27 protein-coding genes are annotated in these 23,296 nt (G+C 45.4%); all 27 read left to right on the top strand.

What is annotated here, in order from left to right:
- The first annotated feature begins 87 nt into the window (after nucleotides 1–87).
- The 27 genes from AC3WU2_RS11510 (at nucleotide 88) to AC3WU2_RS11380 (ending at nucleotide 23,266) form a co-directional block, all read left to right on the top strand.
- Complete coding sequence (locus AC3WU2_RS11510; protein ID WP_018755309.1) at nucleotides 88–360, top strand: HU family DNA-binding protein; 273 nt, start codon at nucleotides 88–90, stop codon at nucleotides 358–360.
- A 111-nt stretch (nucleotides 361–471) separates the two neighbouring features.
- Nucleotides 472–708, top strand: a complete 237-nt coding sequence (gene mtrB / locus AC3WU2_RS11505; RefSeq protein WP_018755310.1) for a trp RNA-binding attenuation protein MtrB — start codon at nucleotides 472–474, stop codon at nucleotides 706–708.
- A 56-nt stretch (nucleotides 709–764) separates the two neighbouring features.
- A complete protein-coding gene (locus AC3WU2_RS11500; RefSeq protein WP_492454198.1) occupies nucleotides 765–1,346 on the top strand; it encodes a hypothetical protein in 582 nt (193 codons plus the stop codon).
- Between the two features lie 116 nt (nucleotides 1,347–1,462).
- A complete protein-coding gene (locus AC3WU2_RS11495) occupies nucleotides 1,463–2,329 on the top strand; it encodes a heptaprenyl diphosphate synthase component 1 (protein ID WP_492454196.1) in 867 nt (288 codons plus the stop codon).
- Nucleotides 2,330–2,333: 4 nt separating this feature from the next.
- Nucleotides 2,334–3,065: a demethylmenaquinone methyltransferase gene (locus AC3WU2_RS11490; RefSeq protein ID WP_492454194.1), complete on the top strand. Its 732-nt coding sequence runs from the start codon at nucleotides 2,334–2,336 to the stop codon at nucleotides 3,063–3,065.
- Nucleotides 3,058–3,927: a UbiA-like polyprenyltransferase gene (locus AC3WU2_RS11485; protein ID WP_018755314.1), complete on the top strand. Its 870-nt coding sequence runs from the start codon at nucleotides 3,058–3,060 to the stop codon at nucleotides 3,925–3,927. Before AC3WU2_RS11490 ends, AC3WU2_RS11485 begins: the two co-directional genes overlap by 8 nt.
- Before the next feature lies 1 nt (nucleotide 3,928).
- Complete coding sequence (locus tag AC3WU2_RS11480) at nucleotides 3,929–4,579, top strand: UbiX family flavin prenyltransferase (protein WP_492454192.1); 651 nt, start codon at nucleotides 3,929–3,931, stop codon at nucleotides 4,577–4,579.
- A complete protein-coding gene (locus AC3WU2_RS11475; RefSeq protein ID WP_492454190.1) occupies nucleotides 4,536–5,402 on the top strand; it encodes a menaquinone biosynthetic enzyme MqnA/MqnD family protein in 867 nt (288 codons plus the stop codon). The genes AC3WU2_RS11480 and AC3WU2_RS11475 overlap by 44 nt, the downstream gene beginning before the upstream one ends.
- Nucleotides 5,399–6,373: a polyprenyl synthetase family protein gene (locus AC3WU2_RS11470; protein ID WP_492454188.1), complete on the top strand. Its 975-nt coding sequence runs from the start codon at nucleotides 5,399–5,401 to the stop codon at nucleotides 6,371–6,373. Before AC3WU2_RS11475 ends, AC3WU2_RS11470 begins: the two co-directional genes overlap by 4 nt.
- Before the next feature lie 59 nt (nucleotides 6,374–6,432).
- Nucleotides 6,433–6,876 (top strand): nucleoside-diphosphate kinase, encoded by a 444-nt coding sequence (gene ndk / locus AC3WU2_RS11465; RefSeq protein ID WP_492454186.1) that lies wholly within the window; start codon nucleotides 6,433–6,435, stop codon nucleotides 6,874–6,876.
- Nucleotides 6,877–6,895: 19 nt separating this feature from the next.
- Complete coding sequence (locus AC3WU2_RS11460) at nucleotides 6,896–7,687, top strand: CheR family methyltransferase (RefSeq protein ID WP_492454184.1); 792 nt, start codon at nucleotides 6,896–6,898, stop codon at nucleotides 7,685–7,687.
- Nucleotides 7,688–7,762: 75 nt separating this feature from the next.
- Nucleotides 7,763–7,927 carry a hypothetical protein gene (locus AC3WU2_RS11455; RefSeq protein ID WP_018755320.1) on the top strand — a complete coding sequence of 55 codons (165 nt, stop codon included), beginning with the start codon at nucleotides 7,763–7,765 and terminating at the stop codon, nucleotides 7,925–7,927.
- A 177-nt stretch (nucleotides 7,928–8,104) separates the two neighbouring features.
- On the top strand, nucleotides 8,105–9,274 hold the full coding sequence (aroC, locus tag AC3WU2_RS11450) for a chorismate synthase (RefSeq protein WP_492454182.1): 1,170 nt from the start codon (nucleotides 8,105–8,107) through the stop codon (nucleotides 9,272–9,274).
- A 1-nt stretch (nucleotide 9,275) separates the two neighbouring features.
- The gene (gene aroB / locus AC3WU2_RS11445) at nucleotides 9,276–10,370 is read left to right on the top strand and encodes a 3-dehydroquinate synthase (protein WP_492454180.1); all 1,095 of its coding nucleotides are present in this window, start codon (nucleotides 9,276–9,278) and stop codon (nucleotides 10,368–10,370) included.
- Nucleotides 10,371–10,742 carry a chorismate mutase gene (aroH, locus tag AC3WU2_RS11440; protein WP_492454178.1) on the top strand — a complete coding sequence of 124 codons (372 nt, stop codon included), beginning with the start codon at nucleotides 10,371–10,373 and terminating at the stop codon, nucleotides 10,740–10,742.
- Nucleotides 10,743–11,136: 394 nt separating this feature from the next.
- Nucleotides 11,137–12,687 (top strand): anthranilate synthase component I, encoded by a 1,551-nt coding sequence (gene trpE / locus AC3WU2_RS11435; protein WP_492454176.1) that lies wholly within the window; start codon nucleotides 11,137–11,139, stop codon nucleotides 12,685–12,687.
- A 34-nt stretch (nucleotides 12,688–12,721) separates the two neighbouring features.
- Entirely contained in the window at nucleotides 12,722–13,765 is a 1,044-nt protein-coding gene (trpD, locus tag AC3WU2_RS11430; RefSeq protein ID WP_492454174.1) for an anthranilate phosphoribosyltransferase, read from the top strand.
- The gene (gene trpC / locus AC3WU2_RS11425) at nucleotides 13,755–14,546 is read left to right on the top strand and encodes an indole-3-glycerol phosphate synthase TrpC (protein ID WP_492454172.1); all 792 of its coding nucleotides are present in this window, start codon (nucleotides 13,755–13,757) and stop codon (nucleotides 14,544–14,546) included. Before trpD ends, trpC begins: the two co-directional genes overlap by 11 nt.
- 14 nt (nucleotides 14,547–14,560) lie before the next feature.
- Complete coding sequence (locus AC3WU2_RS11420; protein ID WP_492454170.1) at nucleotides 14,561–15,247, top strand: phosphoribosylanthranilate isomerase; 687 nt, start codon at nucleotides 14,561–14,563, stop codon at nucleotides 15,245–15,247.
- Nucleotides 15,244–16,455: a tryptophan synthase subunit beta gene (gene trpB / locus AC3WU2_RS11415; RefSeq protein ID WP_492454168.1), complete on the top strand. Its 1,212-nt coding sequence runs from the start codon at nucleotides 15,244–15,246 to the stop codon at nucleotides 16,453–16,455. The genes AC3WU2_RS11420 and trpB overlap by 4 nt, the downstream gene beginning before the upstream one ends.
- Entirely contained in the window at nucleotides 16,436–17,248 is an 813-nt protein-coding gene (gene trpA / locus AC3WU2_RS11410; RefSeq protein ID WP_492454166.1) for a tryptophan synthase subunit alpha, read from the top strand. Before trpB ends, trpA begins: the two co-directional genes overlap by 20 nt.
- 19 nt (nucleotides 17,249–17,267) lie before the next feature.
- Entirely contained in the window at nucleotides 17,268–18,365 is a 1,098-nt protein-coding gene (gene hisC, locus AC3WU2_RS11405; protein WP_492454164.1) for a histidinol-phosphate transaminase, read from the top strand.
- A gap of 51 nt (nucleotides 18,366–18,416) precedes the next feature.
- Nucleotides 18,417–19,517, top strand: a complete 1,101-nt coding sequence (locus AC3WU2_RS11400; protein ID WP_492454162.1) for a prephenate dehydrogenase — start codon at nucleotides 18,417–18,419, stop codon at nucleotides 19,515–19,517.
- Between the two features lie 616 nt (nucleotides 19,518–20,133).
- Nucleotides 20,134–20,727, top strand: a complete 594-nt coding sequence (locus tag AC3WU2_RS11395; RefSeq protein WP_018755332.1) for an RNA polymerase sigma factor — start codon at nucleotides 20,134–20,136, stop codon at nucleotides 20,725–20,727.
- On the top strand, nucleotides 20,724–21,314 hold the full coding sequence (locus tag AC3WU2_RS11390) for an anti-sigma factor family protein (RefSeq protein ID WP_018755333.1): 591 nt from the start codon (nucleotides 20,724–20,726) through the stop codon (nucleotides 21,312–21,314). Before AC3WU2_RS11395 ends, AC3WU2_RS11390 begins: the two co-directional genes overlap by 4 nt.
- Nucleotides 21,315–21,422: 108 nt before the next feature.
- Complete coding sequence (locus AC3WU2_RS11385) at nucleotides 21,423–22,010, top strand: histidine phosphatase family protein (RefSeq protein WP_492454160.1); 588 nt, start codon at nucleotides 21,423–21,425, stop codon at nucleotides 22,008–22,010.
- 131 nt (nucleotides 22,011–22,141) lie between these two features.
- The gene (locus AC3WU2_RS11380) at nucleotides 22,142–23,266 is read left to right on the top strand and encodes a hypothetical protein (protein ID WP_492454158.1); all 1,125 of its coding nucleotides are present in this window, start codon (nucleotides 22,142–22,144) and stop codon (nucleotides 23,264–23,266) included.
- The last annotated feature ends 30 nt before the right edge of the window (nucleotides 23,267–23,296 follow it).

Below are 23,296 nucleotides of genomic sequence, written 5' to 3'. Positions count from 1 at the left end.
ATATCCAAGCAATATGTATAATTTTTAGCGAAACGGTAAAGACAGTATGATATTGGAGCATAATCCTTCTGGGGAGGTGAAAAGAGCATGAACAAATCTGAATTGATTGCACAAGTAGCTGAGGCAACTGAGCTTTCGAAGAAAGATGTGACTAAAGCAGTAGATGCAGTATTTGATGCCATTTCTGCAGCACTTCAAAGCGGCGATAAAGTTCAACTCGTTGGCTTCGGTAACTTCGAAGTACGTGAACGTTCCGCTCGTAAGGGTCGCAATCCGCAAACGGGTCAAGAAATCGAAATTCCAGCTAGCAAAATCCCAGCGTTTAAACCGGGTAAAGCACTTAAAGACGGAATTAAATAAACGATTGTACATATTAGAGTGTTTTAGAATTAGTCCGTGACTGTTGTTCACGGCTTTTTCTTTTCTATTCGATGGATGAGGGAGAAGAACCGAAGATTCGAAGGGAGTGTCATGCAGGTGGAAGAGAAAAATAACAGCAACGCCGAGTATATTATCGTCAAGGCCAAATCCCAAGGCGTCCAAGTCATTGGCTTAACGCGTGGACAAGATACAAGATTCCATCACACCGAGAAGCTAGACAAAGGTGAAGTGCTTATCGCGCAGTTTACAGACCACACTTCAGCGATCAAAATTCGCGGCAGTGCAACGGTATTGACCAAATATGGTACGGTGGAAACAGACAGCTAGAAAATTTGCAGGCATAGCCTGCTTTTTTTGATTGTACAATGCAGTAGGGGTTATTCATGGACGAACAGGTCCATGCGAAAGGGGCGCTATTTATGCGTTTAATTAAACCGATCTTACTTGCATGTACAGGATCACTGATGGTTACACTAATGATTTCTTTGCTCGTACACGGGTATATGCAACCTCCTTCTGATCATAAGACGCTGCCGGTATTTTCCGAGGCAGCACCGATCGACATTCATTCGAATAATCTGGTAGATGTCCTTGCAGAGCTGCCTCTTCAAATGCATATTGGTCGTGTGGTCTGGAGCGGAACTACGCTTACCCTCGATCTAAATGTGGGGAATACACCTAATGCGGCTCAAGACATCTATAAGCATATGCATCAGATTATTTTATTCAGTTTCACCCAAACAACGAATGTGAAGCAGCTCTTTCTACGATTTGTAACGCCGGATGACGGATCCACCTCGACGAAGCGTCTACTCCTTGCAGCGGATGCAAGCCGAGATGATTGGGATCGTGCGGATTTGGAGATGCTTCGTACATTAACGATCGGACTTTCTCCTGAAGTTGAAGACAAGCTGCATTTACGATATACCGCATTATGGAATAAAAAATTCGGATCTAAGGATTAATTTCTGTCAAAAAAAGCGAATGAGATTCAGTGCGTGGGTAAATAACTTATGCTATAATAATTTAGATTGCTCGGTCTACAGAATTTTGTACTCGCAGTATGCTCGGAGGCATCTTAATGAAACGATATCGGATTCCAGAATTGGCCGAAAAGGCTATGAAACATGATATGATCAGCAGCAACATGGAGATGCCCGATTTCCCGGACGCTCGCATTCGTCTGTTGTTTGTTTACTTGGATAAAAACCCAACTATCAAGCGAAATAGCGAGCTATATGCACTCGCTTCTTCTTTGGTGCAGATGGGTCTTGACACTCATGACTTGATCGATACCGATGACGAGAAGAAATCGGAGCGAGAGATGCGAACGCGTCAAGTTAACGTACTAGCAGGAGACTTTTTCAGTAGTCGATTTTACCAGTTGCTCGCACAAGCGGGTGAAGTGAATATGGTGAGGCAGTTAAGTGAAGCCGTGTGTGAGGTGAACCGGCAGAAGATGAATTTATACATGCGTGTGAAGCAATTGCTGCTCTCAACCGATGAATATTTATCACTTCTCGTTCAGCTCAAGATGTATTTGCTCACCGCTTTCCAGTCCGTCATAGATGAGGTGAATCAGAAGACTTGGCCGGATATGCTCCGTGCTTTTACACAATGTGAAATTGTTCGTGAAGAAATGAACAAGAATAACGAATTACGTTCGTTCAAAGGATCATGGGCCTATTGGCATATCCTGCAAGAGGGAACAGAAGAAGACCAACTGTTGCTGCGGGATAACAAAGTAGAAGTTCGTCATATCCAGTCCTTATGGACGAAATATAATATACACAATTTATTATTAGACAAGCTTCGTCAGACCATTGCTGATATTCAGAACATGCTTCGCGAGCCCGTCTCAGAGAAGATTCATCGAGACCTTATGAGTATTGCAGAGCCATTCCTTCGAATAACGCATGAGCCTCTGACAGTCGTGAAGGAAGGTTGAGGAAATGATGGATACGAATTCATCCAAAACAAAGGAACAATTCGTTCACGCCGTCTTCGAGAATATTGCTCCGAAGTACGATATGATGAACGATGTCCTGAGTTTTAGGCGCCATAAGGCGTGGCGTAAATTTACGATGAAGAAGATGAATGTGAAACCTGGGGATACGGCGATTGATCTCTGCTGCGGTACCTGCGACTGGACCATTAGTATTGCAGAGGCTAGTCAGACAGGGAACATTGTCGGTCTTGATTTTAGTCAGAATATGTTGGATGTAGGTAAAGTGAAAGTGGATCGCGCAGGAAAAACCCGGCAAATTGATTTGGTACAAGGCAATGCGATGGAACTCCCGTTCGAAGATAATCAATTTGACTATGCGACGATCGGCTTTGGCCTTCGCAACGTACCGGATTTGAAACGGGTACTTAAGGAGATGCAGCGTGTTGTTAAGCCAGGAGGGATGATCGTATGTCTCGAATTATCCAAGCCGACCTGGCAGCCATTCAAAGGGATTTATTATTTCTACTTCCAAAAGGTTCTTCCACTCATTGGCAAATATCTTGTGAAGCGTTATGAGCAGTATAAATGGCTTCCAGATTCCTTAGTTGCTTTTCCAGGTCGATATGAACTAGCGGAAATATACCGCGAGATTGGACTGCATGATGTTCAAGCTTATCCACTGACCGGTGGTATTGCTGCGCTTCATATTGGGATGAAGGAGCGTAACAATGTTTAAGAAAATTGCTATATTTCTAGAAATGATCAAGTTCGAACATACATTATTTGCATTACCCTTTGCATTCATGGGCTCCATTCTTGGCTCGGTTGTCGTGCATCATCATTTACCTTCTTGGGCGCAGATTGGTTGGATCTTACTCGCTATGGTAGGGGCAAGAACGGCAGCGATGTCCTTGAATCGTCTGATTGATGCAGCGATTGATAAGAAGAACCCGCGTACGGAAGGTAGAGCTATTCCAGCGGGGTTGCTCAAAATCGGAGAGGTCGTATTATTTACCATCGTTTCATTCGGATTATTATTTTGGGCGGCAGCTGAACTCGAACCGCTTGCAATGCGCTTATTGCCAATTGCGGTCTTTTTTCTTGTGTTCTACTCTTATACGAAACGCTTTACATGGCTATGCCATGTGGTACTTGGACTCACCATCGCACTCGCTCCTTTAGGTGGATGGGTGGCTGTTACGAATAGTGCTGATTGGTCGGCCATTGTATTCTATCTTACCGTCGCATTCTGGACAGCGGGCTTTGATATTATTTATGCGTGCCAGGACTATGAGTTTGATAAGTCGCAGGGTCTTCATTCTATACCTGTTCGCTTCGGGCTGAAAGGTGCACTATGGATCGCTCGCGGTTTTCATATTCTTACAGCGATTGGATTCATCTCGTTATACCTGATGACAGATTTGAGCTGGATGTACTTTGCCGGCATGATTATTGCCTATGCGATTCTTTTCTACGAACACAAATTGGTGAAGCCGCATGATTTAAGCAAAGTGAACACGGCTTTCTTCTCGATGAATGGAATCTTAAGTGTCGTCGTATTTGTGTTTACATTCCTTGATTTGGTGGTGTTCCACTAAGATGAACATCATGCCGCAATCGAAGCGATGGGCTGTCGGAATCACGGGTGCTAGCGGCTCGATTTATGGAATTCGGTTGATCGAGGTCCTGCTTGCAGCGGGGTTCGAAGTGCATATCATCATCACGGATGCCGGATGGCGTGTGATCAAAGAAGAGCTCAGGTGGGAAGTTGTTAAGCGCCAAGATGTATTGAACCAGAAGTTCGGGCATTATGAAGGTCACTTTATCTATCATCCGATTCAAGACATCGGCGCGAGCATTGCAAGTGGATCCTTCCGCGCAGCCGGAATGTTTATTATGCCTTGTTCGATGGGGACGTTATCGTCCATCGCTCACGGAGCATCAGATAATCTGATGGGACGAGCTGCTGACGTGATGCTCAAGGAAGGGCGTCCGCTCATCATCGTGCCACGTGAGACACCACTGCACGCAATACACTTAGAAAATATGTTGAAATTGGCACGGCTGGGCGTTCGAATCGTACCGGCTATGCCAGCATTCTATTATGGGCCTCAGACCTTGGACGACATAGTGAACTTCCTTGTTGGTAAGGTGCTCGATCAGGTCCATATCGATCATGAATTGTACATCAGATGGGGGGATTCGGATGAGCAGCAAGTCAAGCAGTCCGATTCGCATCGGAGAGATTAATTATACGAATGTCTGGCCGGTGTTTTATCATTTTTGTCCAGAGCAACTAAGAATTAACGTGGAGACGACGCATCAAGTCCCTGCACAGCTCAATCAAGCAATGCTCGAAGGAAGAATCGATTTGGGCCCGATCTCGTCGTTTGCCTATGGCGCATCTTGGGAGAGATATGTTCTATTCCCTGATTTATCAGTAAGCGCATTTGGTCCTGTTCGATCGATTCTATTGTTCTTGAAGAAACCGCTTGAAGAGGTGCTGCATGGTACGATCGCACTAACGAATACCTCAGCAACATCGGTAAATTTACTCAAGATTATTATCGAGAAATTCTATGGCGGTTCACCCACTTATCTCGTGATGGATCCGTCGCTCCCTGAGATGATGGAACAAGCGGATGCGGCCCTCCTCATTGGAGATCATGCCATTCGAGCAGATTGGCAGCATACCGATTATGAAGTGATGGACCTGGGTGAACGTTGGAATGCATTTACTGGTGAATGGATGACTTTTGCGGTCTGGGCTGTGTCTCGTCAAGTGACGGAGAACTATCCAGTAGAGATGCGTTCGATTCTGCGAGCATTCCATGACAGCAGAGAGCGAATAAAGCAAGATGTTGAGCCGATCGTACGTAAAGCTACCATTGAAATTGGCGGTACACCAACTTACTGGCGTCGATATTTTGGAGGATTATGCCATGATTTTGGACAATCGCAGCAAAATGGGTTAGAATTGTATTTCCGATATTGCAAGGAACTCGGGCTTATTGATAAGGAAGTTGAAATCTGCATTTGGTCAGATAATACGGTCACACAGGTGAAAGAATGAAACTAATGGAACTCTATACGACGATGAAGAAAGACGTGCAGTTCATCGAGAATCAGCTTGAGTCTGAGATTCGCTGTGACCATGAGCTGCTGAGCGAAGCGTCATTGCATTTATTTAAGGCAGGGGGGAAACGGCTTCGCCCTGTCTTCGTACTGCTGTCTGGCAAGTTCGGGACCTATGATCTGGAGCAGCTGAAGTATGTTGCTGTTCCGCTCGAGATGATTCATATGGCTACGCTCGTTCATGATGATGTGATTGACGATGCGAATACAAGACGGGGACAGCTCACGGTCAAATCCAAATGGGATAATAAAATTGCCATGTACACGGGGGACTACCTCTATGCCAAGGCTTTGACCATTGTCACCCAATTACATAATCCAAAGATTCACCAGATCTTGTCGAAGGCCATCGTGCAGATGTGTATCGGTGAATTGGAGCAATTAAGAGATTTCTTTAATACGAATCAATCGATACGTAACTATTTGCTCAGAATACGGCGTAAGACAGCCTTGTTGATCGCAATAAGCTGTGAACTAGGAGCGGTAGCTTCGGGCGCTTCTGAAAAAATTAGTGCAGCTTTATATCGATTCGGTTACAATGTAGGAATGGCTTTCCAAATCCGCGATGATTTGCTCGATTTATGCGGGACGGAGAAGCAAATTGGCAAACCGCCTGGCAGTGATATGCGTCAAGGCAACATTACATTGCCAGTTTTGCTTGCGCTCCAAGAAGACAAGCTTCGGGAACCATTGCTGTTCGAGATCGCAGAGATTCAGCGACAGGAAGGCAATTATGATGCATCTACCGCGATTCGAATGATTCGTGGCAGTCAAGGTCTTGAACTGGCTGAGCAAATGGCGGATCGATATATCGCCAAAGCACTGCGTGCTTTGGAAGGACTGCCGAATAGCAAAGCGAAGAAGAATTTAACCGACATCGCTCACTTTGTTGCGAAGCGTTCCTACTAACATGAAGGTAGTGAACGATTGCATATATAGTTTTTTGACTAATCTGTGAGGTGAAAGTTGTGGAGAGAACATTTTTAATGGTTAAACCAGATGGCGTACAACGCGGTCTCATTGGGGAAATCGTAAGTCGTTTTGAGAAGAAGGGGTTTCAGCTTGTCGCGGCTAAATTAATGGTAATTCCGCGTGAGAAGGCCGAATATCATTATGCAGAGCATGCGGCGAAACCGTTTTTTGGAGAACTCGTCGATTTTATTACGTCTGGCCCTGTTTTCGCCATGGTATGGGAAGCAGATCAAGTCATTCCATTAGCTCGTGCAGTGATTGGAAAGACGAATACATTGGATGCGCTTCCAGGGACGATTCGCGGAGATTTCGCTGTCCACACGGCTTTCAATTTAATCCACGGCTCCGATTCACCAGAGAGTGCAGAGCGTGAGATTAACAACTTCTTTGAACCTCATGAATTAGTCAGCTATGAGAGAGCAATTAAACCTTGGATCTAGTCCGAAAGGTGATGTTTGGATGGAGAACCTATTAGAGAGAGATGAAGACTATACTGTATTTATACGTAAGATTAAGGAGAAATCCGGTATTGATCTTGCGCAATATAAAGAGGCACAAATGAAGCGTCGTCTAACGACGCTTCGCCTTAAACATGGATACAACACGTTTGTCGCTTTTTATGATGCGATGATGAAAGACAAAGTGTTGTTCTATGAGTTTTTGGATCGGATGACGATCAATGTATCGGAATTTTGGCGAAACCCTAATCGGTGGGATGTTCTGCGAACGAATATTTTGCCGACATTATATAAAACTAACCCACGGTTGAAATTATGGAGCGCGGCGTGTTCCACGGGTGAAGAGCCTTACTCATTAGCGATGATCTTGGCCGAAGCGGGCTTGCTCCGATCTAGTCAGATTCATGCCACGGATATTGATGATGGAGCTTTGCAGCGTGCGAAAGATGCGTTATATCTGGAACGGTCCCTAAAGGAAGTTCCGCCGAATTATGTAGAGCGTTATTATACGAAGCAAGGCGATTATTATCATGTTAATCCTGAACTCATCCAATCCATTCAATTTAAAAAACAGAATTTACTCGAGGATACCTTCGATTCACAATATGATTTGATCATTTGCCGCAACGTCATGATTTATTTTACAGAAGAAGCGAAGTCGAAGTTGTATCACAAATTTGCTAAAGCATTAAGACCTGGCGGTGTATTGTTCGTAGGAAGCACGGAACAGATCTTCACACCAGCGCAATATTCGCTTGAATCCTCAGAGACATTCTTCTATCGAAAGAAATAAAATCGATATGGATGTATAATACGCGCGATTCCTGCCAATACTATGGTCAAGTGCCAAATTTGGAGGGTTCGCAGAATGGACAAACGGAAAGTCATTGCTGCATATCGTCGTGGATTCCTTACGATTCAAGAATGTGCGCAAATATTAGGTGTTGAATCTGTGCAGATGAAAGGGATCATGAATGATCCGCAATTCGCGGATGTTCCGATTGCACTTAAGAAACATTCAGCTAACGGATAGCAAGGCCCTCATGGAAAATGAAATCGGATGATGAACACCTTCACTTACGCTAGTTTGCGTGGTGGAGGTGTTTTTGTATCGCTTGGTTGTCAAACGTATCCTCCTATACTATAATGAGTCAAGATATTAACGGATTTTAGCCAATTGCAGTTTTACAGTTTAAAGGGGGAAAGCAACGTGACTTTACGTTATTTGACAGCTGGAGAAACCCACGGACCACAGCTTACAGCAATTATTGAAGGACTGCCTAGTAATTTGACGTTAGATTTCGATGAATTGAATTTCCAATTGCATCGTCGTCAGAAAGGCTACGGCCGCGGACGCCGGATGCAAATAGAGAAAGATACAGCGAATATTGTTGGCGGTGTGCGCCACGGGAAGACAACAGGAGCCCCTGTTGCGCTGGTTGTCGAGAATAACGATTGGAAACACTGGACGAAGATTATGAACATTGAGCCAATGGAAGGTACGGACGAAGAGAAGCGTCGTGTACATCGTCCACGCCCAGGGCACGCGGATTTGAACGGCGGCTTGAAATATAATTTGAAGGATTTGCGCAATGTGCTTGAACGTTCAAGTGCTCGCGAGACGGCAGCACGTGTGGCTTGCGGTGCGATTGCTCGTCAGCTGTTAGCTGAGTTCGGTATTAAAGTAGGTGGACAAGTGATCCGTATTGGGGAAATTGAAGCCCCTGCGAATGATTTGCCTTTGGATGAACTTATCCGACTTACAGAAGAGTCTTCCGTTCGCGTTGTTGATCAAGAGACAGAGAAGAAGATGGAAGCTTATATTGATCAGATTAAGGTGGAAGGCGATTCCATCGGCGGGATCGTGGAATGTATCATTGAAGGCGTACCCGTTGGACTTGGAAGCCACGTTCAATATGATCGTAAATTGGATGGACGCATTGCACAAGCGGTCATGTCTATCAACGCATTCAAGGGTTGTGAGATCGGAATTGGCTTTGAAGCAGGCAAGATTCGTGGTTCACAAGTCCATGATGAGATTCTCTATACTGAGGAACAAGGTTACCATCGTGCAACGAACCGTCTTGGTGGGTTCGAAGGCGGAATGACCAATGGCATGCCAATCGTCGTTCGTGGTGTGATGAAGCCAATTCCAACGTTGTATAAGCCATTGGCTAGTGTGGATATTGATACGAAGGAACCGTTCACTGCACAAGTTGAACGTTCGGATAGCTGTGCTGTTCCTGCCGCAAGCGTCGTGATGGAGCATGTCGTTGCGTGGGAAGTTGCGAAAGCATTCTTAGAGAAATTTGGTGGCGATTCCATCGAAGAAATTCGTGCCAACTTGAACAATTACTTAGCACAGTTGGAGAATTACTAATATGAGAGAACTGACAGTTGATTTAGGGGAAAGATCATATCCGATCTATTTTGGTGAAGGATTGCTCCACCAAGCGGCGCAGTTCTTTACGAAACGTGGCATTACATCGAAGAGTCCAATCATGATCGTAACAGATTCATCGGTAGCGCCTCATTATTTGTCGGTACTTGAAGCTGCTCTTCAATCGGGTGGCTATCGTACGGCTAGCTATATTGTCCCATCGGGAGAGAAGTCGAAGTCGTTGTCTCAACTCGAAGAAATTGTGACCGTGGCGCTCGAAGCAGGGCTGGATCGCTCCTCGACCGTGGTTGCCTTGGGGGGCGGTGTTGTCGGAGATCTTGCTGGATTTGTGGCTGCGTCTTATATGCGCGGTATCAAATTCGTTCAGGTGCCAACGACAATCCTTGCGCATGACAGCAGTGTTGGCGGCAAAGTTGGCGTTAATCATGTACTTGCGAAGAATATTATCGGCGCATTTCATCAGCCGGAGATGGTGCTCTATGATTTGAATACACTTCGTACCCTTCCAGCCCGTGAAGTGGCTTCGGGACTTGCGGAGATGATCAAGCACGGTCTGATCTGGGATGCTGAGTTTGTTGCATGGATCGATGGGCATGTGCAGCATTTGCTTGCGTTAGAACCAGAATCGTTAAGCTATGGATTGTACAAAGGATGCAGTGTAAAAGCGAGCGTCGTTGCTGAGGATGAATGTGAGAACGATTTGCGCGCGATTCTGAACTTAGGGCACACAATCGGTCATGCGCTTGAAGCGGTGTCTGGTTATAACGAGTTGCTGCATGGGGAAGCCATCGCAATTGGTATGGTGGGTTCCGCGTTGATTGCGAAGCACTTAGGATTTGATGCATCGATCCATGAAGAGACGAAGCGGATTTTCACGAAGTTTGGCTTGCCGACATCGATCCCTCCACATCTGAATGTGGAGCAGATCATGGATGCCATGATGCATGATAAGAAGTTCAAAGAAGGTTCGATGGTCTTCGTCGTACCGACTGCGATTGGACAGGTGGAGATTATGAAGGATATCTCTGCGGAACTCGTCCGTCAAGTGGTAATAGAATTGAAGGAGGAAATTTAAGTGATGGTACGCGGCATACGTGGTGCGACGACCGTAACGGCGAATGATGATCAAGAAATTCTGTCCGAGACAATCGTGCTGTTAAATGAAATTGTACGGGTGAACGATATCGTACCTGAAGATATTTGCTCCGTGTTTGTGACGATGACGACGGATTTGGATGCTACTTTCCCAGCAAGAGCCATTCGGCAAATGAATGGATGGGAGCTTGTCCCTCTCATGTGCTCCATTGAAATACCTGTTAAGGGTGGATTAGAGCGCTGTATCCGACTCATGGTTCAAGTAAATACGACAAAACGTCAAGATGAAGTAAGTCATGTCTACTTGAATGAGGCAAAGCGTCTTCGCCCGGATCTTGTAGCACAGAACTAGCCTATTTGGAACCTGGTCCGTGAGGATCAGGTTTTTTTGTTAGTTCAGGATGCATCAGTTTTCACCAATTCATTTAAATTCTTGGGAACGGATTGACGGTATTCCTCAGATACGTTATAGTGTTCATATTATGTAAGTGTTTGTGAGCAGAGCCAGAGCAGAGCTAGTTTAGATGAGTTGAGATGAGCAGTGTCCAGTCGAGTTTAGTTATTTTTTGAGATGAGTACATGGGAATAATATATAGTTATAGTTCTTGTCGTATATGGCATGGGCTTAGCTTGTATTCCGCATACTCCTGGGCAATTATTATCGAAGTCTAACCAACCTCTACCTTTGGTAGAGGTTTTTTTGTATACCCTGCGGCAAATACCACGAATGTGAGGAGTGAATGGATATGACCAATACAACTTTAGAACAAGTCATGCAATATGCTGAGAAGTATAACCTCATACCTGTGGTTCGTACGATCATGGCGGATACCGAGACACCCATTCGGATCTTCCAACACTTCTATCAGGAGCCGAGAGCGTTCTTGCTGGAGAGTGTCGAGGGTGGTGTGAAATGGGCAAGGTACTCTTTTATTGGAACAGATCCTTTCCTGATGATTCGTGGTAAGAATGGTTCGATTGAAATTGAGAAGAATGGTCAAGTGGAGCGGGTGGTAGAGAAGCCCATCGAGACGTTGAAAGCGTACCTGCGTTCCTTCCGTTCTCCAGCCATTGAGCAAATGCCTCCCTTCACAGGTGGGGCGATCGGGTTCTTCGGATATGACCTGCTGCAGTACTATGAGAACTTACCGGCGCATGCTGTCGATGATATGAACATGAATGATATCCAGTTTATGTTCTGCGACCAGGTCATTGCGTTCGATCATATGAAACAACAGATTCAAGTAATGGCTAACATTCATATCCCTGAATTTGCCTTAGATAGCGATATTAAGACGCTCTATGAGCAAGCGGTTCGTAAAATCGAATCCATGATGGATCGCTTAAGACAGCCCATTCCACATGCTATGATGAGCAGCCTACCGATTCCAGAACAAGTTGACCTTGGCGACGTCGCATCGAATATTTCGAAAGAGCAGTATATCGCGAATGTGCATCAAGCCAAAGCGTTGATACGAGCGGGAGATATTTTTCAAGTGGTCTTATCGCAACGCTTCCATTTGGAGACAGAGGTCTCACCGTTGCAGGTCTATAGAGTACTCCGCACGATGAACCCTTCTCCTTATATGTATTATTTGAAAATGGATGATGAGGTTATTGTAGGTGCGTCACCAGAGGCGCTCGTAAAAGTGAAAGATGGGCGGATTGAGACGAAGCCGATCGCAGGCACGAGACCACGGGGAGCGACACCGGAAGAAGATGAAGCGCTGGAAAGCGAACTGCTCTCAGATGAGAAAGAGCGAGCTGAGCACCTCATGCTGGTTGACCTAGGTCGGAATGATATCGGGCGTGTATCCGAGTTTGGAACGGTACGTTGCGACACATACATGGAGATTGAACGTTATTCACATGTGATGCACATTGTCTCGAACGTATCGGGTCAGCTCAGACGAGATAAAGACTTCTTCGATGCATTACTCTCTTGTATGCCGGCGGGAACCTTATCTGGTGCACCTAAGATTCGAGCGATGGAGATCATAGCCAAGATGGAGCGGGAATCACGCGGCGCGTATGGGGGGGCAATCGGCTACCTTGGGTTTAACGGCAATATGGATACATGCATTACAATTCGGACGATGATCTTCAAGAACGGCAAGGCTTATGTGCAAGCAGGCGCCGGTATCGTCTGGGATTCTATCCCCGAAAATGAGTACCAAGAGACCGTCAACAAAGCCATGGGCTGTTTGAAAGCCATTCGGATGGCAGAAGCGATTTTCCCGAACCAACGTAAAGATGAAGTTCAATATACGAATTTGGATTATTTCGTAAGAGCATAGCCCGTAGCTGAGATAAGATTGAGGAGGAGCAGAGATGAGTAGAGAAGATCAGGTTATTATTGATGCGATTGATAAACTGATAAGTGGTCATGATTTAACGCGTGAAGAGGCGCAGGGGATCATGAATGAGATTATGGAAGGGCGTGCGACATCAGCCCAAATCGGCAGCATTCTCACCGCTATGCGGATAAAAGGAGAGACGATTGACGAAATCGCTGGCTTCGCGGAAGTGATGCGGTCCAAATCGAACCGTGTGTTGACAGAACAGCACCAACTGCTTGATACTTGCGGTACAGGCGGCTCAGGAATTCATAAATTTAACATTTCGACGGTATCTGCAATCATCGCTTCAGCGAATGGCGTACGCGTGGCGAAACACGGCAATCGTACGGCATCCGGCCGTGTAGGCAGTGCTGATGTGCTGGAGGCGCTAGGCGTTAACATTCATTTGACGAGTGATGCTGCAGCCCAATGTCTCAATGACATTAACATTTGTTTCATGTTCGCTCAGGTCTATCATCCTTCGATGAAGCATGCGGCTGGTCCGCGTCGTGAGCTGGGTGTTAGAACAATCTTCAATATGCTCGGTCCACTGACGAACCCGGCAGGTGCTGACCGTCAATTGCTTGGTATCTATGATCGTTCCAAGACGGAGACGATTGGCGGAGTATTGAGTCAACTTGGACTTAAACGAGCGATGGTCGTGTCGAGCTACGATGGACTGGATGAGATTAGTATCTCAGCTCCTACGAGAATTACAGAGCTTCGTAACGGTGACCTACAGACCTATGATATTGATCCGGAGCAGCTGGGACTACGTACTCATTCGCTAGAAGCGGTGATGGGCGGGGATGCAGAGACCAATGCCATGATCATACGGAACATCCTTCAGGGTGAGCAGGGGGCATATCGTGATATTGTGCTTGCGAATGCAGGAGCTTGCATCTATGTGTCAGGACAGACTTCGACAATGCAGGAAGGCGTGAAATTGGCTGGTGATCTGATTGATTCAGGCAGAGCCCTCGCCAAATTAGAGCAACTTATTAAGACGACAGGAGAAATCGCATATGTTTCTTGATCGGATCGTAGCAACGAAGAAGTTGGAAGTGGAACAACTAGCGGAATCATTTCAGTTATCGATTGCAGAGCGGCAGATTGCAGCCATGCCGGCATGTTTAGGGTTTGAGAAAGCTTTGTCGACGGGACGTCATCGCGCAATGGGATTAATTGCTGAGGTGAAGAAAGCCTCTCCGTCCAAAGGATTAATTCGTCCGGATTTTCATCCGGTTGCTTTGGCAAAAGGCTATGAAGAAGCGGGAACTGATTGCATTTCGGTGCTGACTGATACGCCATATTTTCAAGGAAGCAATGCTTATTTAAGCGCCGTACGGGAAGCGGTAAATGTACCGATACTCCGGAAAGATTTTATTATCGACGAACGTCAAATTTATGAGGCACGCTTAATCGGTGCGGATGCCGTGCTCCTCATAGCTGCGATTCTTACGAAACAGCAGATCGATAGCTATCTTGCAACAGCGAAGTCCATCGGACTCGATGTTTTGGTCGAGGTACATGACCGTGCGGAATTTGAGACAGTACTTGATTTGGGGACAGCAACATTAATCGGGGTAAATAACCGGAATTTGCATACCTTCGAGACGAACATTCGAACGACGGAAGAATTGATTGGACTCATGCCGCAAGGGATTACGAATGTAAGCGAGAGTGGGATCTCAAGCTCAGCCGATATGGCATATTTACAGTCTATCGGAGCTCATGCCGTATTGATCGGTGAGCACTTCATGCGTCAGAAATCAGTAGAACAAGCTATCGTTGATCTGATGGGCGAAGTACAATGAAAGGGGCTGCGCTCATGAATGTAGAACAACTCGTGCAAGTTCCCACCGTGAAAATTTGTGGACTTCAAAGCGTTGAAGTGCTAAAATCGATGATACACTTACCTATCGATCAAATCGGATTTGTATTCGCGAGAAGTAAACGACGGGTTAGCCTCGAGCAGGCCGCCCAGATGATCGCCTATATTCGTGAGCAGAATATGTCTAGACCCTTGGCGGTTGGCGTGTTCGTGAACCCCGATCTGCATGAAGTCGTGGAATTATTACGTACGGTTCCGCTGGATGTCGTGCAACTGCACGGACAAGAAAGCCCCGAGTTCTGCAAGGTATTGAAAGATAATTGCAATGTTCAAATTTATAAAGCACATTCGATGAAATTAGATCAGGAGGATGACCAAGGTGCTGAAGCATGGGATGCCTACCGAGGTGTCGTCGATGCTTTTCTCCTGGATAGTTACGATCCTGTATATATTGGCGGTTCGGGCAAGATCTTTAATTGGGAATTAATTGCTCCTTATCAAGCATGGGCGAGAGCAGCAGGTATTCAATTGATCGTTGCAGGCGGACTAGACCCGGATAATGTTCGGCGTTTAATCGTAGAACGAGCACCAGACGGGGTAGATGTATCCAGCGGCGTAGAGACGGATGGCGTGAAAGATATCGCGAAAGTGACAGCATTTGTAGAAAGGGTGAAGTTACAATGAACCAGGTACCAGATCAGAATGGACGTTTCGGTGAATTCGGAGGGAGATTCGTTCCTGAGACATTGATGAACGCATTATTAGAATTGGAAGCAGCTTATCATCAATATACGCAAGATCCAACATTTATCGAAGAGTTAAATTATTTGCTCAAGCAGTATTCCGGCAGACAGACACCACTCTATTATGCAGAGCGTTTATCTTCGCATTTAGGCGGAGCTAAAGTCTATCTGAAACGCGAAGATCTGAATCATACGGGAGCACATAAAATCAACAATACGATTGCACAGGCACTGCTCGCCAAACGCATGGGCAAGACGAAAGTAATTGCAGAGACAGGCGCAGGGCAGCATGGGGTAGCTACGGCAACGGTCGCAGCACTGCTTGGACTTGAGTGTAAAGTGTTTATGGGTGAAGAAGATACGAAACGTCAGCAATTAAATGTTTTCCGTATGAAATTACTCGGCTCAGAAGTGATTTCTGTGACATCCGGCTCGAAAACATTGAAGGATGCAGGAAATGAAGCGTTAAGATACTGGGTTAGTAACGTGCAGGATACCTTCTACATCCTCGGTTCTGTTGTAGGTCCGCATCCATATCCAATGATGGTTCGGGATTTCCAACGTGTCATTGGGGATGAGGCGAGAGCACAGATCCTGGAGGCGGAAGGACGTCTGCCGGATGCGATTGTGGCTGCGGTTGGCGGCGGCAGTAATGCGATGGGGATTTTTTATCCGTTCGTGCAAGACGAATCCGTTCGATTGATTGGCGTTGAAGCTGCAGGTCGAGGCGTGAACACAGAGTTTCATGCCGCAACGATGACGAAAGGTTCCAAGGGTGTCTTCCAAGGTTCGATGAGTTATCTACTACAAGATGAATATGGACAAGTTATCGAAGCTCATTCCATATCAGCGGGGTTGGATTACCCAGGCGTTGGACCTGAACATTCCTATCTCAAAGATTCAGGAAGAGCTGAATATGTTCCAATTCGCGATGATGAAGCATTAGAGGCTCTGCAATTATTATGTCGGACGGAAGGCATTATTCCGGCACTAGAGTCAGCGCATGCGATCGCTCAGGTTGTTAAGGTCGCTCCGACGATGGGTAAGGATGAGATTATTGTCGTGTCTCTATCTGGGCGCGGTGATAAGGATGTTGAATCCATCATGAAATACTTGGGAGGTAGCACGGATGCAAACGAATCGCATTGATCAATCATTCGAGAAGCTGCGGGCGGCAGGAGAAACAGCACTTATTCCTTTCTTAACGATCGGGGACCCCGATATCCCAACTTCGATTCAAATTATTAAGGAGCTGGAAGCAGCAGGGGCACATATGGTAGAGCTAGGAGTTCCTTATTCAGATCCTCTTGCGGATGGACCGGTTATTCAACGTGCATCGTCCCGAGCATTGAAACATCGGATTACCATTATGGATTGTATTCATGTTGCGAGGGAAGCTAGAGAGCAGGGTGTAAATTTACCCTTCATTTTGTTCACTTACTATAATCCGGTGCTTCAATTAGGTCTAGAGCGGTTCTTCGAGTTGCTTGCTGAGAACGATATCAGCGGCATTATTATTCCGGATTTGCCCGTAGAAGAAGATCATCATGTCCGTGAATTGGCTGTTAAGACGAATATTCACTTAATTCCGCTCGTTGCACCGACATCGCAAGATCGAATTGAACGCATTGTTCGTAATGCTGGCGGTTTCATTTATTGCGTATCCTCACTTGGGGTTACGGGTGAGCGTTCGTCCTTCCATGAAGGGATCGAATCCTTTATTCAATCTGTGAAGGCAGCGTCGAACCTGCCTGTTGCTGTTGGCTTCGGAATTTCAAGTAATGAACAGTTCCGTATGTTCTCACAAATGTGTGATGGTGTCGTCGTAGGAAGCGCCATTGTGCGGAAAATTGAAGATGAGCTGCCGAACCTTGGTTCACCGACGACAAGGAATGCAGCGTTCTTGCATATCCAAGATTTTGTGCGACAATTAAAGGCATAAATTTGAAAGGATGATTACGATGCAGCCTAAATCAAATATAGTAAATTTACCGGTGTACCAACCGGGTAAACCCATTGAAGATGTGAAGCGGGAGTTAGGCTTGGCGGAAGTGATCAAGCTGGCGTCCAACGAGAACCCATTCGGTTGCTCAGAGAAGGCGAAGCAAGCAATCGCGAATGAACTATCGCAAGTAAGTATTTATCCGGATGGCTTTGCCGTAGAATTATCCGCAGCGATAGCGGCGCATTTCAATGTGAACCCGAATCAGTTGGTGTACGGTGCAGGTTCGGATGAGATCATTCTTATGATTGCCCGCGCATTTATCGTCCCGGGTGACGAGACGATTATGGCGGACCAGACGTTCCCGCAGTATAAGCATAATACGGATATTGAGGGCGCCGTATGTATTCAGGTCCCGCTTATTGATGGAAAGCATGATCTCCCTGGCATGTTAGCTCGGATCACAGAGAAGACGAAGGTTGTCTGGGTCTGCAATCCGAATAACCCGACAGGTACAATTGTATCCAAGGAAGAGTTAGTCACATTCCTGAATCAAGTGCCGAAGCATGTGTTGGTTGTACTTGACGAAGCCTACTGTGAATATGTGACAGATCCGTCTTTCCCAGATGGTCTTGAACTCTTGCCGCAATATGAGAACCTCATTACATTGCGTACGTTCTCCAAAATTTATGGCCTAGCTTCCTTACGGATCGGCTATGGTATCGGACATCCTGAGGTTGTGAAGCTGATTAATCAGGTTCGTGAACCCTTTAATACATCGCGTTTCGCTCAAGCTGCTGCTCTTGCTGCACTTGGTGACCAAGATTTCATTCGGCAGTGCCGTGATTCGAATGCTGCAGGAATTGCTTATCTGCAAGCAGAATTCGCTCGTCTTGGACTGTCGTCGTTCCCTGCACACGGGAATTTCGTTATGTTCGATGTACAGCGTCCTGCCATGACCGTCTTCAACGAGTTGATGCGTAAAGGGATCATTGTTCGTGCAGGGCATAAATATTATCCAACCTATATTCGCGTGACTGTAGGCAGTGAAGAACAGAATCGCAAATTTATTCAAGCACTAGAAGAAGTATTGCAGGAAGTTGCTGTAGAAGCATAGATTTCCTAGAATCTTTAGCGTGACTATATTTCATAAAAGAAGTGAACTGACATGTCGATCAAAATTGCAATTTACGGTGTAGGACTGATCGGTGGATCTCTGGCCTTGTGTTTCAAAGGCAAGCCAGGGATCACGGTGATTGGTCACTCCAATAACCCCAAATCAGCTCAGAAATATTTAGACCGCCATGTCGTCGATATAGCGACGACGTCATTTGAAGAGGCGGCGCTGGATGCTGATTTTATTTTCATCTGTGTCCCTGTAGGTAATCTCGAAGAGTATCTGCGGCGGTTAAGCGAGCTGCCACTCAAGCCAGGCTGCGTGATCACGGATGTCGGCAGTACCAAGGCTTCCATTGCCACATGCGCGCGGCGAACGGATTGGAGCAGCATGGGTGTCACCTTCATCGGCGGCCATCCCATGGCAGGTTCGGAACGATCCGGCGTTGAGGCGGCTTCTACCTTATTGTTCGAGAATGCGTATTATGTGCTCACACCAGAAGAAGATGTCGAAGAAGAGGCTTACCATCGCCTAGAAGAACTTCTGAAATATACGAGAGCTCAAATTGTACGGGTAGATCCGCAGCTTCATGATGATATCGTCGGTGCGATTAGTCATTTACCGCATCTTATTGCGGTTGCGCTCGTGAATCAAGTTCGACAATACAATGACACCAACCCGTTATATCAGAGTCTAGCGGCTGGTGGTTTTCGTGATATCACACGTATAGCGAACAGTGATCCGTATATATGGCGTGATATTCTACTCAACAATAAGAATGTCTTGCTTGGCTTGTTGAAGGATTGGAACGATCAAGTGGCGTCCTTTATCGATATTCTGAACCGTGAAGATGGGGATGGAATCATCCAGGAGTTCACGCAAGCGGGAGCCTTCCGCAGTCAGTTGCCTGAACGACGCAAGGGAATGATCACTTCGCTGTATGACGTCTATGTCGATGTGCCGGATGAGCCGGGTGTGATTGGCCATATTGCGACTGAGCTCGGGAATCAACACTTGAACCTCAGCAATCTGCAGATTATCGAGAGTCGTGAAGATGTTCCGGGTGTGCTTCGTTTGTCGTTCCGTAATGAAAAGGATTGGGACCGTGCTCAGCAGGTTTTGCCTACACTAGGCTTCACAGTATACGTCTAAATTTTAAAGAAGTATTTTTTGGTAAAATAATGTTGACAAAATGAAAACGTATACATATAATAAAAGTACAGTATGGTTTCTCTCCACTCCTATCCAAATAATTGCACTTTGTGCAACCGCCTACAAGTTAGGCGGTCTTTTTTTTGTTCATTTACATAATTGATGTGATAATGTGCGTAATCCGTGTTTTATTGGTTATATTTAATGCCTTTACATTGTGCGATATTTAAGATAACCTGTTGACTTACCCATAGCCATCATAGCTGATAGGCATCCGCGATTTTAACTCAGATCATGACTTTATCTACGTCATATAACCATCTTATGTATTTACTTCCAATGTCGCGGCTTTTTTAGGTCATATCACTTAATAGTTACTATTTTTTCATCGAATGACGTGCAATTCTTAAAAAATCTTTATCTTTGAAAAGGATAAGATATGATACAATAAAATTTAGGTATCTTACCCTAATATCTGGATTAAATTATCAAAAACGTAAATAAAAGTGCGGATTTCGAATAAAGTGATGAATGCACCGCAACTTTTTATACTCAGTTCGGTATAACTATGTAACGAGCTGGGATGTTCTTGGAAAGGCAAGGAGGGTCGTATTTCATGACCGATTCCCAGATTATTCGTGAAATTAAAGAGGGGAACGTCGAGCTCTATGCAGAGCTAATGAGGCGTTACCAACGCAAGATTGTTGCATTTATTTTTCATATGCTCAAAAGCGCGCAAATGGAATTGCTAGCTGAGGATTTATGTTCCGAGACGTTCTACAAGGCTTTTCGCAGCCTGCATTCGTTTCGTGAGGTGGATGCTTCTTTTTCGACATGGTTGTATACAATTGCTCGAAATACGGTACTAAGTGAATTGCGCAAGCAGAAGGCTGCGAGTATATCTCTAGATGAGAGCGGGTATGTGCCTGTTGCGTCCAGTGATATTGTTCCAGAACAAGAGGTGCTGCGCAGTGAGAAAGTTAGCTTAGTCCGCGAGGCGATTAACAATCTTCCAGAGAAGCAGAGATCGGCCCTAATATTAAGAGAATACGATCAGATGGATTATCAAGAAATCGCTAATATTCTCGGGCAAACGGTGAGTTCCGTTAAATCCTTGTTATTTCGTGCACGAGCAAGTGTGAAGAATCAATTGGAACCCTATTTTGCTGAACCGATTTACGAGGAATATGAAGGGATGAAATCCAGATGAAGTGCGAAGAAGTCCAAGAATTGTTAGGGGAGTATTGGGATTTGCCTGAGGATGATGCTGTTCGTCTCCATGTAGACCGACATCTTGAACATTGTGTGGATTGTACTCAGCAATTCAGAATATGGGAAGAAAGCCAGACGCTGATTCAAGAATTTACGGCGCCCGTTGACACAATCTATGGAGCCGATATGGATTTAAGCAGGAATGTTATGGAGCGAATTTATACAGAGTCAGATTGGCTGATGCCTGTCTCGAGTCGAAGTTACTCGTTCTCAATGAAGCTAAGACGGAATGCAACGGCATGTATTGCTGGATTTATGGCTATATTCCTATGTAGTTTTCTATATTTAATGATTGCTGGCGGGCCATCGGATACAGACCAACTGAATCAGATTAATGCGCTCGTTGGTGGAGATATGAACATTTCAACCAATTTTAATTTGAGTCAAATTGCAGTAGCTTACGCCGGCGATCCGCCGATCCTAGAAGTTGTGCCTACATATCCGCATTATTGGATCGCTCTCTCATTGTTAGGAATTACTTTTTCCTTGCTGCTCTTGAACTGGTTAGCAAGAGTCAGAAAATAGGAATTCTTAGGACGACATATGCAAATAATCAATTTGTTTATATAGATATAGATTCAAGGTCAGTTTAACAGCTGATTATTGATAAACTGTATAAGGGAGACGGAGATCTTGTTAATTGGCTTAATACGACACGGTCAGACCGACTGGAATTTAATTGGGAAAATACAAGGCCGGACCGATATTCCGCTGAATGAGAACGGAAGAAATCAGGCGAAATTACTGGCGGATCGACTCTCACGAGATACGTATACATGGGATTATGTCATCTCTAGCGGGTTGCAACGTGCAGAAGAGACGGCATCGATTATCGCCAAGTCATTGAATATTCCATTACTTCCTCCAGATGGACGACTAATAGAGCGTTCCTATGGACAAGTCGAAGGGACAACGCAAGAAGAACGTATCGCGCGTTGGGGAGACCAATGGCGAGACCAGAATCTTGGTCAAGAGACGAATGATGAGGTACGTGCTCGGGCGATGCAATTCCTTCAGGATATGAGCGGACAGCATTCGAATTCGAACATCCTCATGGTAAGTCACGGTAGTTTTCTTGCGCAGTTATATCTTGCGCTCTTCCAAGAACGATTCCAAGAGAATATTAAGAATCTTTCCTTTACCGTATTGGAGAAGAGAGATCTTCAGTGGAGTCCAATCCTTTATAATTGCACACGACATTTAGAAGAGACGAACGTCTAGCTCATGAGGAGCTGGACGTTTTTTTTACGTTCTAGGGAATAAAATTTGATAAAAACCCCATAATGGTATGTAAAAGACCCTGTTTTACACGGAACATGAACCGTAGTTAGCGACCGACCGGAGGAACCCGAATGAATTTTGCAGACATGCTTAGTTATGCTGATATTCATCAACTCACGAGAATTGCACAACACTACCAATGCGAATGCAATGAGAACTCGAAGAATGAGCTAATCCAGTCCATTCTTTCCACCGTCAGCCGTAAGGACATCTTTGAGGATCATGTAACACGGCTAAATATAGAAGACTTGCGATTTTTGAATTCTATTCTGTTCGATCATCGCGAGACATTAAGTCTAGAAGAGCTGGTCGCCTATGTTCAGCAGACGAAATTCGATCTACCTGACGCGGTACTTTCGTCGAATCCGAGGGATACCATTGTGAAATTTAAGTATTTAGGATGGCTATTTAACGGCTTCTCTCAACAGACGCGTTATTTGTTCCAAGTTCCTCTAGATCTTAAAGACCGCTTCCGCTCGGTTCTGGAACGTAAATTTCAGTCCGAGCTGCATTATACCTCTGAACCACCTGTCTATCGAGATGAGCAGATGTTGATCGTTGAAGATTTGCATTTACTGCTTAAATTCGTACATAACCATACGATCCCATTAAACGGAGAAGGCGTCATGTACCGGAGAAGTCAACAGCAATTGCTTGAGAGTCTCTCGGTAACAGAATCACTCGTTGGTAAAGGAGGATGGCGATTCGGTTACGGTCTAAGGTTTAAGGAATATCCCAATCGATTGTCATTTCTGTACGACTATGCGATTTACCAAGGGTTGCTGGAAGAGCGGGAGGAGCGCTTAATTCTGACTTCGGCCGGTCAAGATATGCTTGCACTCGGGAAGAAGGAACTGCTCACGAATATGTATCGATTCTGGCTCCGTCTCTATAAAAATGCTATTCCCAATTTGCTATCACTTGTCCATTGGATTGAAGCCTGTTCCCGGGAATGGGTAACTACACAATCCTTACAGCAAGTTATTGGACCGTTTATTAAGCCGTTCTATTATGACGATGTTGCTTCGATTATGGAACAGCGAATTCTACGAATGATGATGCATCTGGGGTTGCTTCGATTCGGTGAGGATGAACCAAATGGCCAGTTGGTCCAGATGACAACAATGGGAAGAGCTGTTGTACAAGGGGTTTACGTTCCCCATGATGATAAAATTGTGCTGCCATCACATTTATAAGATTGTGTATCGCTTAGGCGAGAGTACATT

The sequence above is a fragment of the Paenibacillus sp. EB106-05-06-XG162 genome (assembly GCF_058791655.1).
This window is presented reverse-complemented; position numbering and strand designations above follow the sequence as displayed.

Excerpts from the sequence above, each read along its gene's own strand:
- AC3WU2_RS11510 (WP_018755309.1), top strand. The coding sequence starts at position 88 with ATGAACAAATCTGAATTGATTGCACAAGTAGCTGAGGCAACTGAGCTT.
- mtrB (WP_018755310.1), top strand. The coding sequence starts at position 472 with ATGCAGGTGGAAGAGAAAAATAACAGCAACGCCGAGTATATTATCGTC.
- AC3WU2_RS11500 (WP_492454198.1), top strand. The coding sequence starts at position 765 with ATGGACGAACAGGTCCATGCGAAAGGGGCGCTATTTATGCGTTTAATT.
- AC3WU2_RS11495 (WP_492454196.1), top strand. The coding sequence starts at position 1,463 with ATGAAACGATATCGGATTCCAGAATTGGCCGAAAAGGCTATGAAACAT.
- AC3WU2_RS11490 (WP_492454194.1), top strand. The coding sequence starts at position 2,334 with ATGATGGATACGAATTCATCCAAAACAAAGGAACAATTCGTTCACGCC.
- AC3WU2_RS11485 (WP_018755314.1), top strand. The coding sequence starts at position 3,058 with ATGTTTAAGAAAATTGCTATATTTCTAGAAATGATCAAGTTCGAACAT.
- AC3WU2_RS11480 (WP_492454192.1), top strand. The coding sequence starts at position 3,929 with ATGAACATCATGCCGCAATCGAAGCGATGGGCTGTCGGAATCACGGGT.
- AC3WU2_RS11475 (WP_492454190.1), top strand. The coding sequence starts at position 4,536 with ATGAGCAGCAAGTCAAGCAGTCCGATTCGCATCGGAGAGATTAATTAT.
- AC3WU2_RS11470 (WP_492454188.1), top strand. The coding sequence starts at position 5,399 with ATGAAACTAATGGAACTCTATACGACGATGAAGAAAGACGTGCAGTTC.
- AC3WU2_RS11460 (WP_492454184.1), top strand. The coding sequence starts at position 6,896 with ATGGAGAACCTATTAGAGAGAGATGAAGACTATACTGTATTTATACGT.
- AC3WU2_RS11455 (WP_018755320.1), top strand. The coding sequence starts at position 7,763 with ATGGACAAACGGAAAGTCATTGCTGCATATCGTCGTGGATTCCTTACG.
- aroB (WP_492454180.1), top strand. The coding sequence starts at position 9,276 with ATGAGAGAACTGACAGTTGATTTAGGGGAAAGATCATATCCGATCTAT.
- trpE (WP_492454176.1), top strand. The coding sequence starts at position 11,137 with ATGACCAATACAACTTTAGAACAAGTCATGCAATATGCTGAGAAGTAT.
- trpD (WP_492454174.1), top strand. The coding sequence starts at position 12,722 with ATGAGTAGAGAAGATCAGGTTATTATTGATGCGATTGATAAACTGATA.
- trpC (WP_492454172.1), top strand. The coding sequence starts at position 13,755 with ATGTTTCTTGATCGGATCGTAGCAACGAAGAAGTTGGAAGTGGAACAA.
- AC3WU2_RS11420 (WP_492454170.1), top strand. The coding sequence starts at position 14,561 with ATGAATGTAGAACAACTCGTGCAAGTTCCCACCGTGAAAATTTGTGGA.
- trpB (WP_492454168.1), top strand. The coding sequence starts at position 15,244 with ATGAACCAGGTACCAGATCAGAATGGACGTTTCGGTGAATTCGGAGGG.
- trpA (WP_492454166.1), top strand. The coding sequence starts at position 16,436 with ATGCAAACGAATCGCATTGATCAATCATTCGAGAAGCTGCGGGCGGCA.
- hisC (WP_492454164.1), top strand. The coding sequence starts at position 17,268 with ATGCAGCCTAAATCAAATATAGTAAATTTACCGGTGTACCAACCGGGT.
- AC3WU2_RS11400 (WP_492454162.1), top strand. The coding sequence starts at position 18,417 with ATGTCGATCAAAATTGCAATTTACGGTGTAGGACTGATCGGTGGATCT.
- AC3WU2_RS11395 (WP_018755332.1), top strand. The coding sequence starts at position 20,134 with ATGACCGATTCCCAGATTATTCGTGAAATTAAAGAGGGGAACGTCGAG.
- AC3WU2_RS11390 (WP_018755333.1), top strand. The coding sequence starts at position 20,724 with ATGAAGTGCGAAGAAGTCCAAGAATTGTTAGGGGAGTATTGGGATTTG.
- AC3WU2_RS11380 (WP_492454158.1), top strand. The coding sequence starts at position 22,142 with ATGAATTTTGCAGACATGCTTAGTTATGCTGATATTCATCAACTCACG.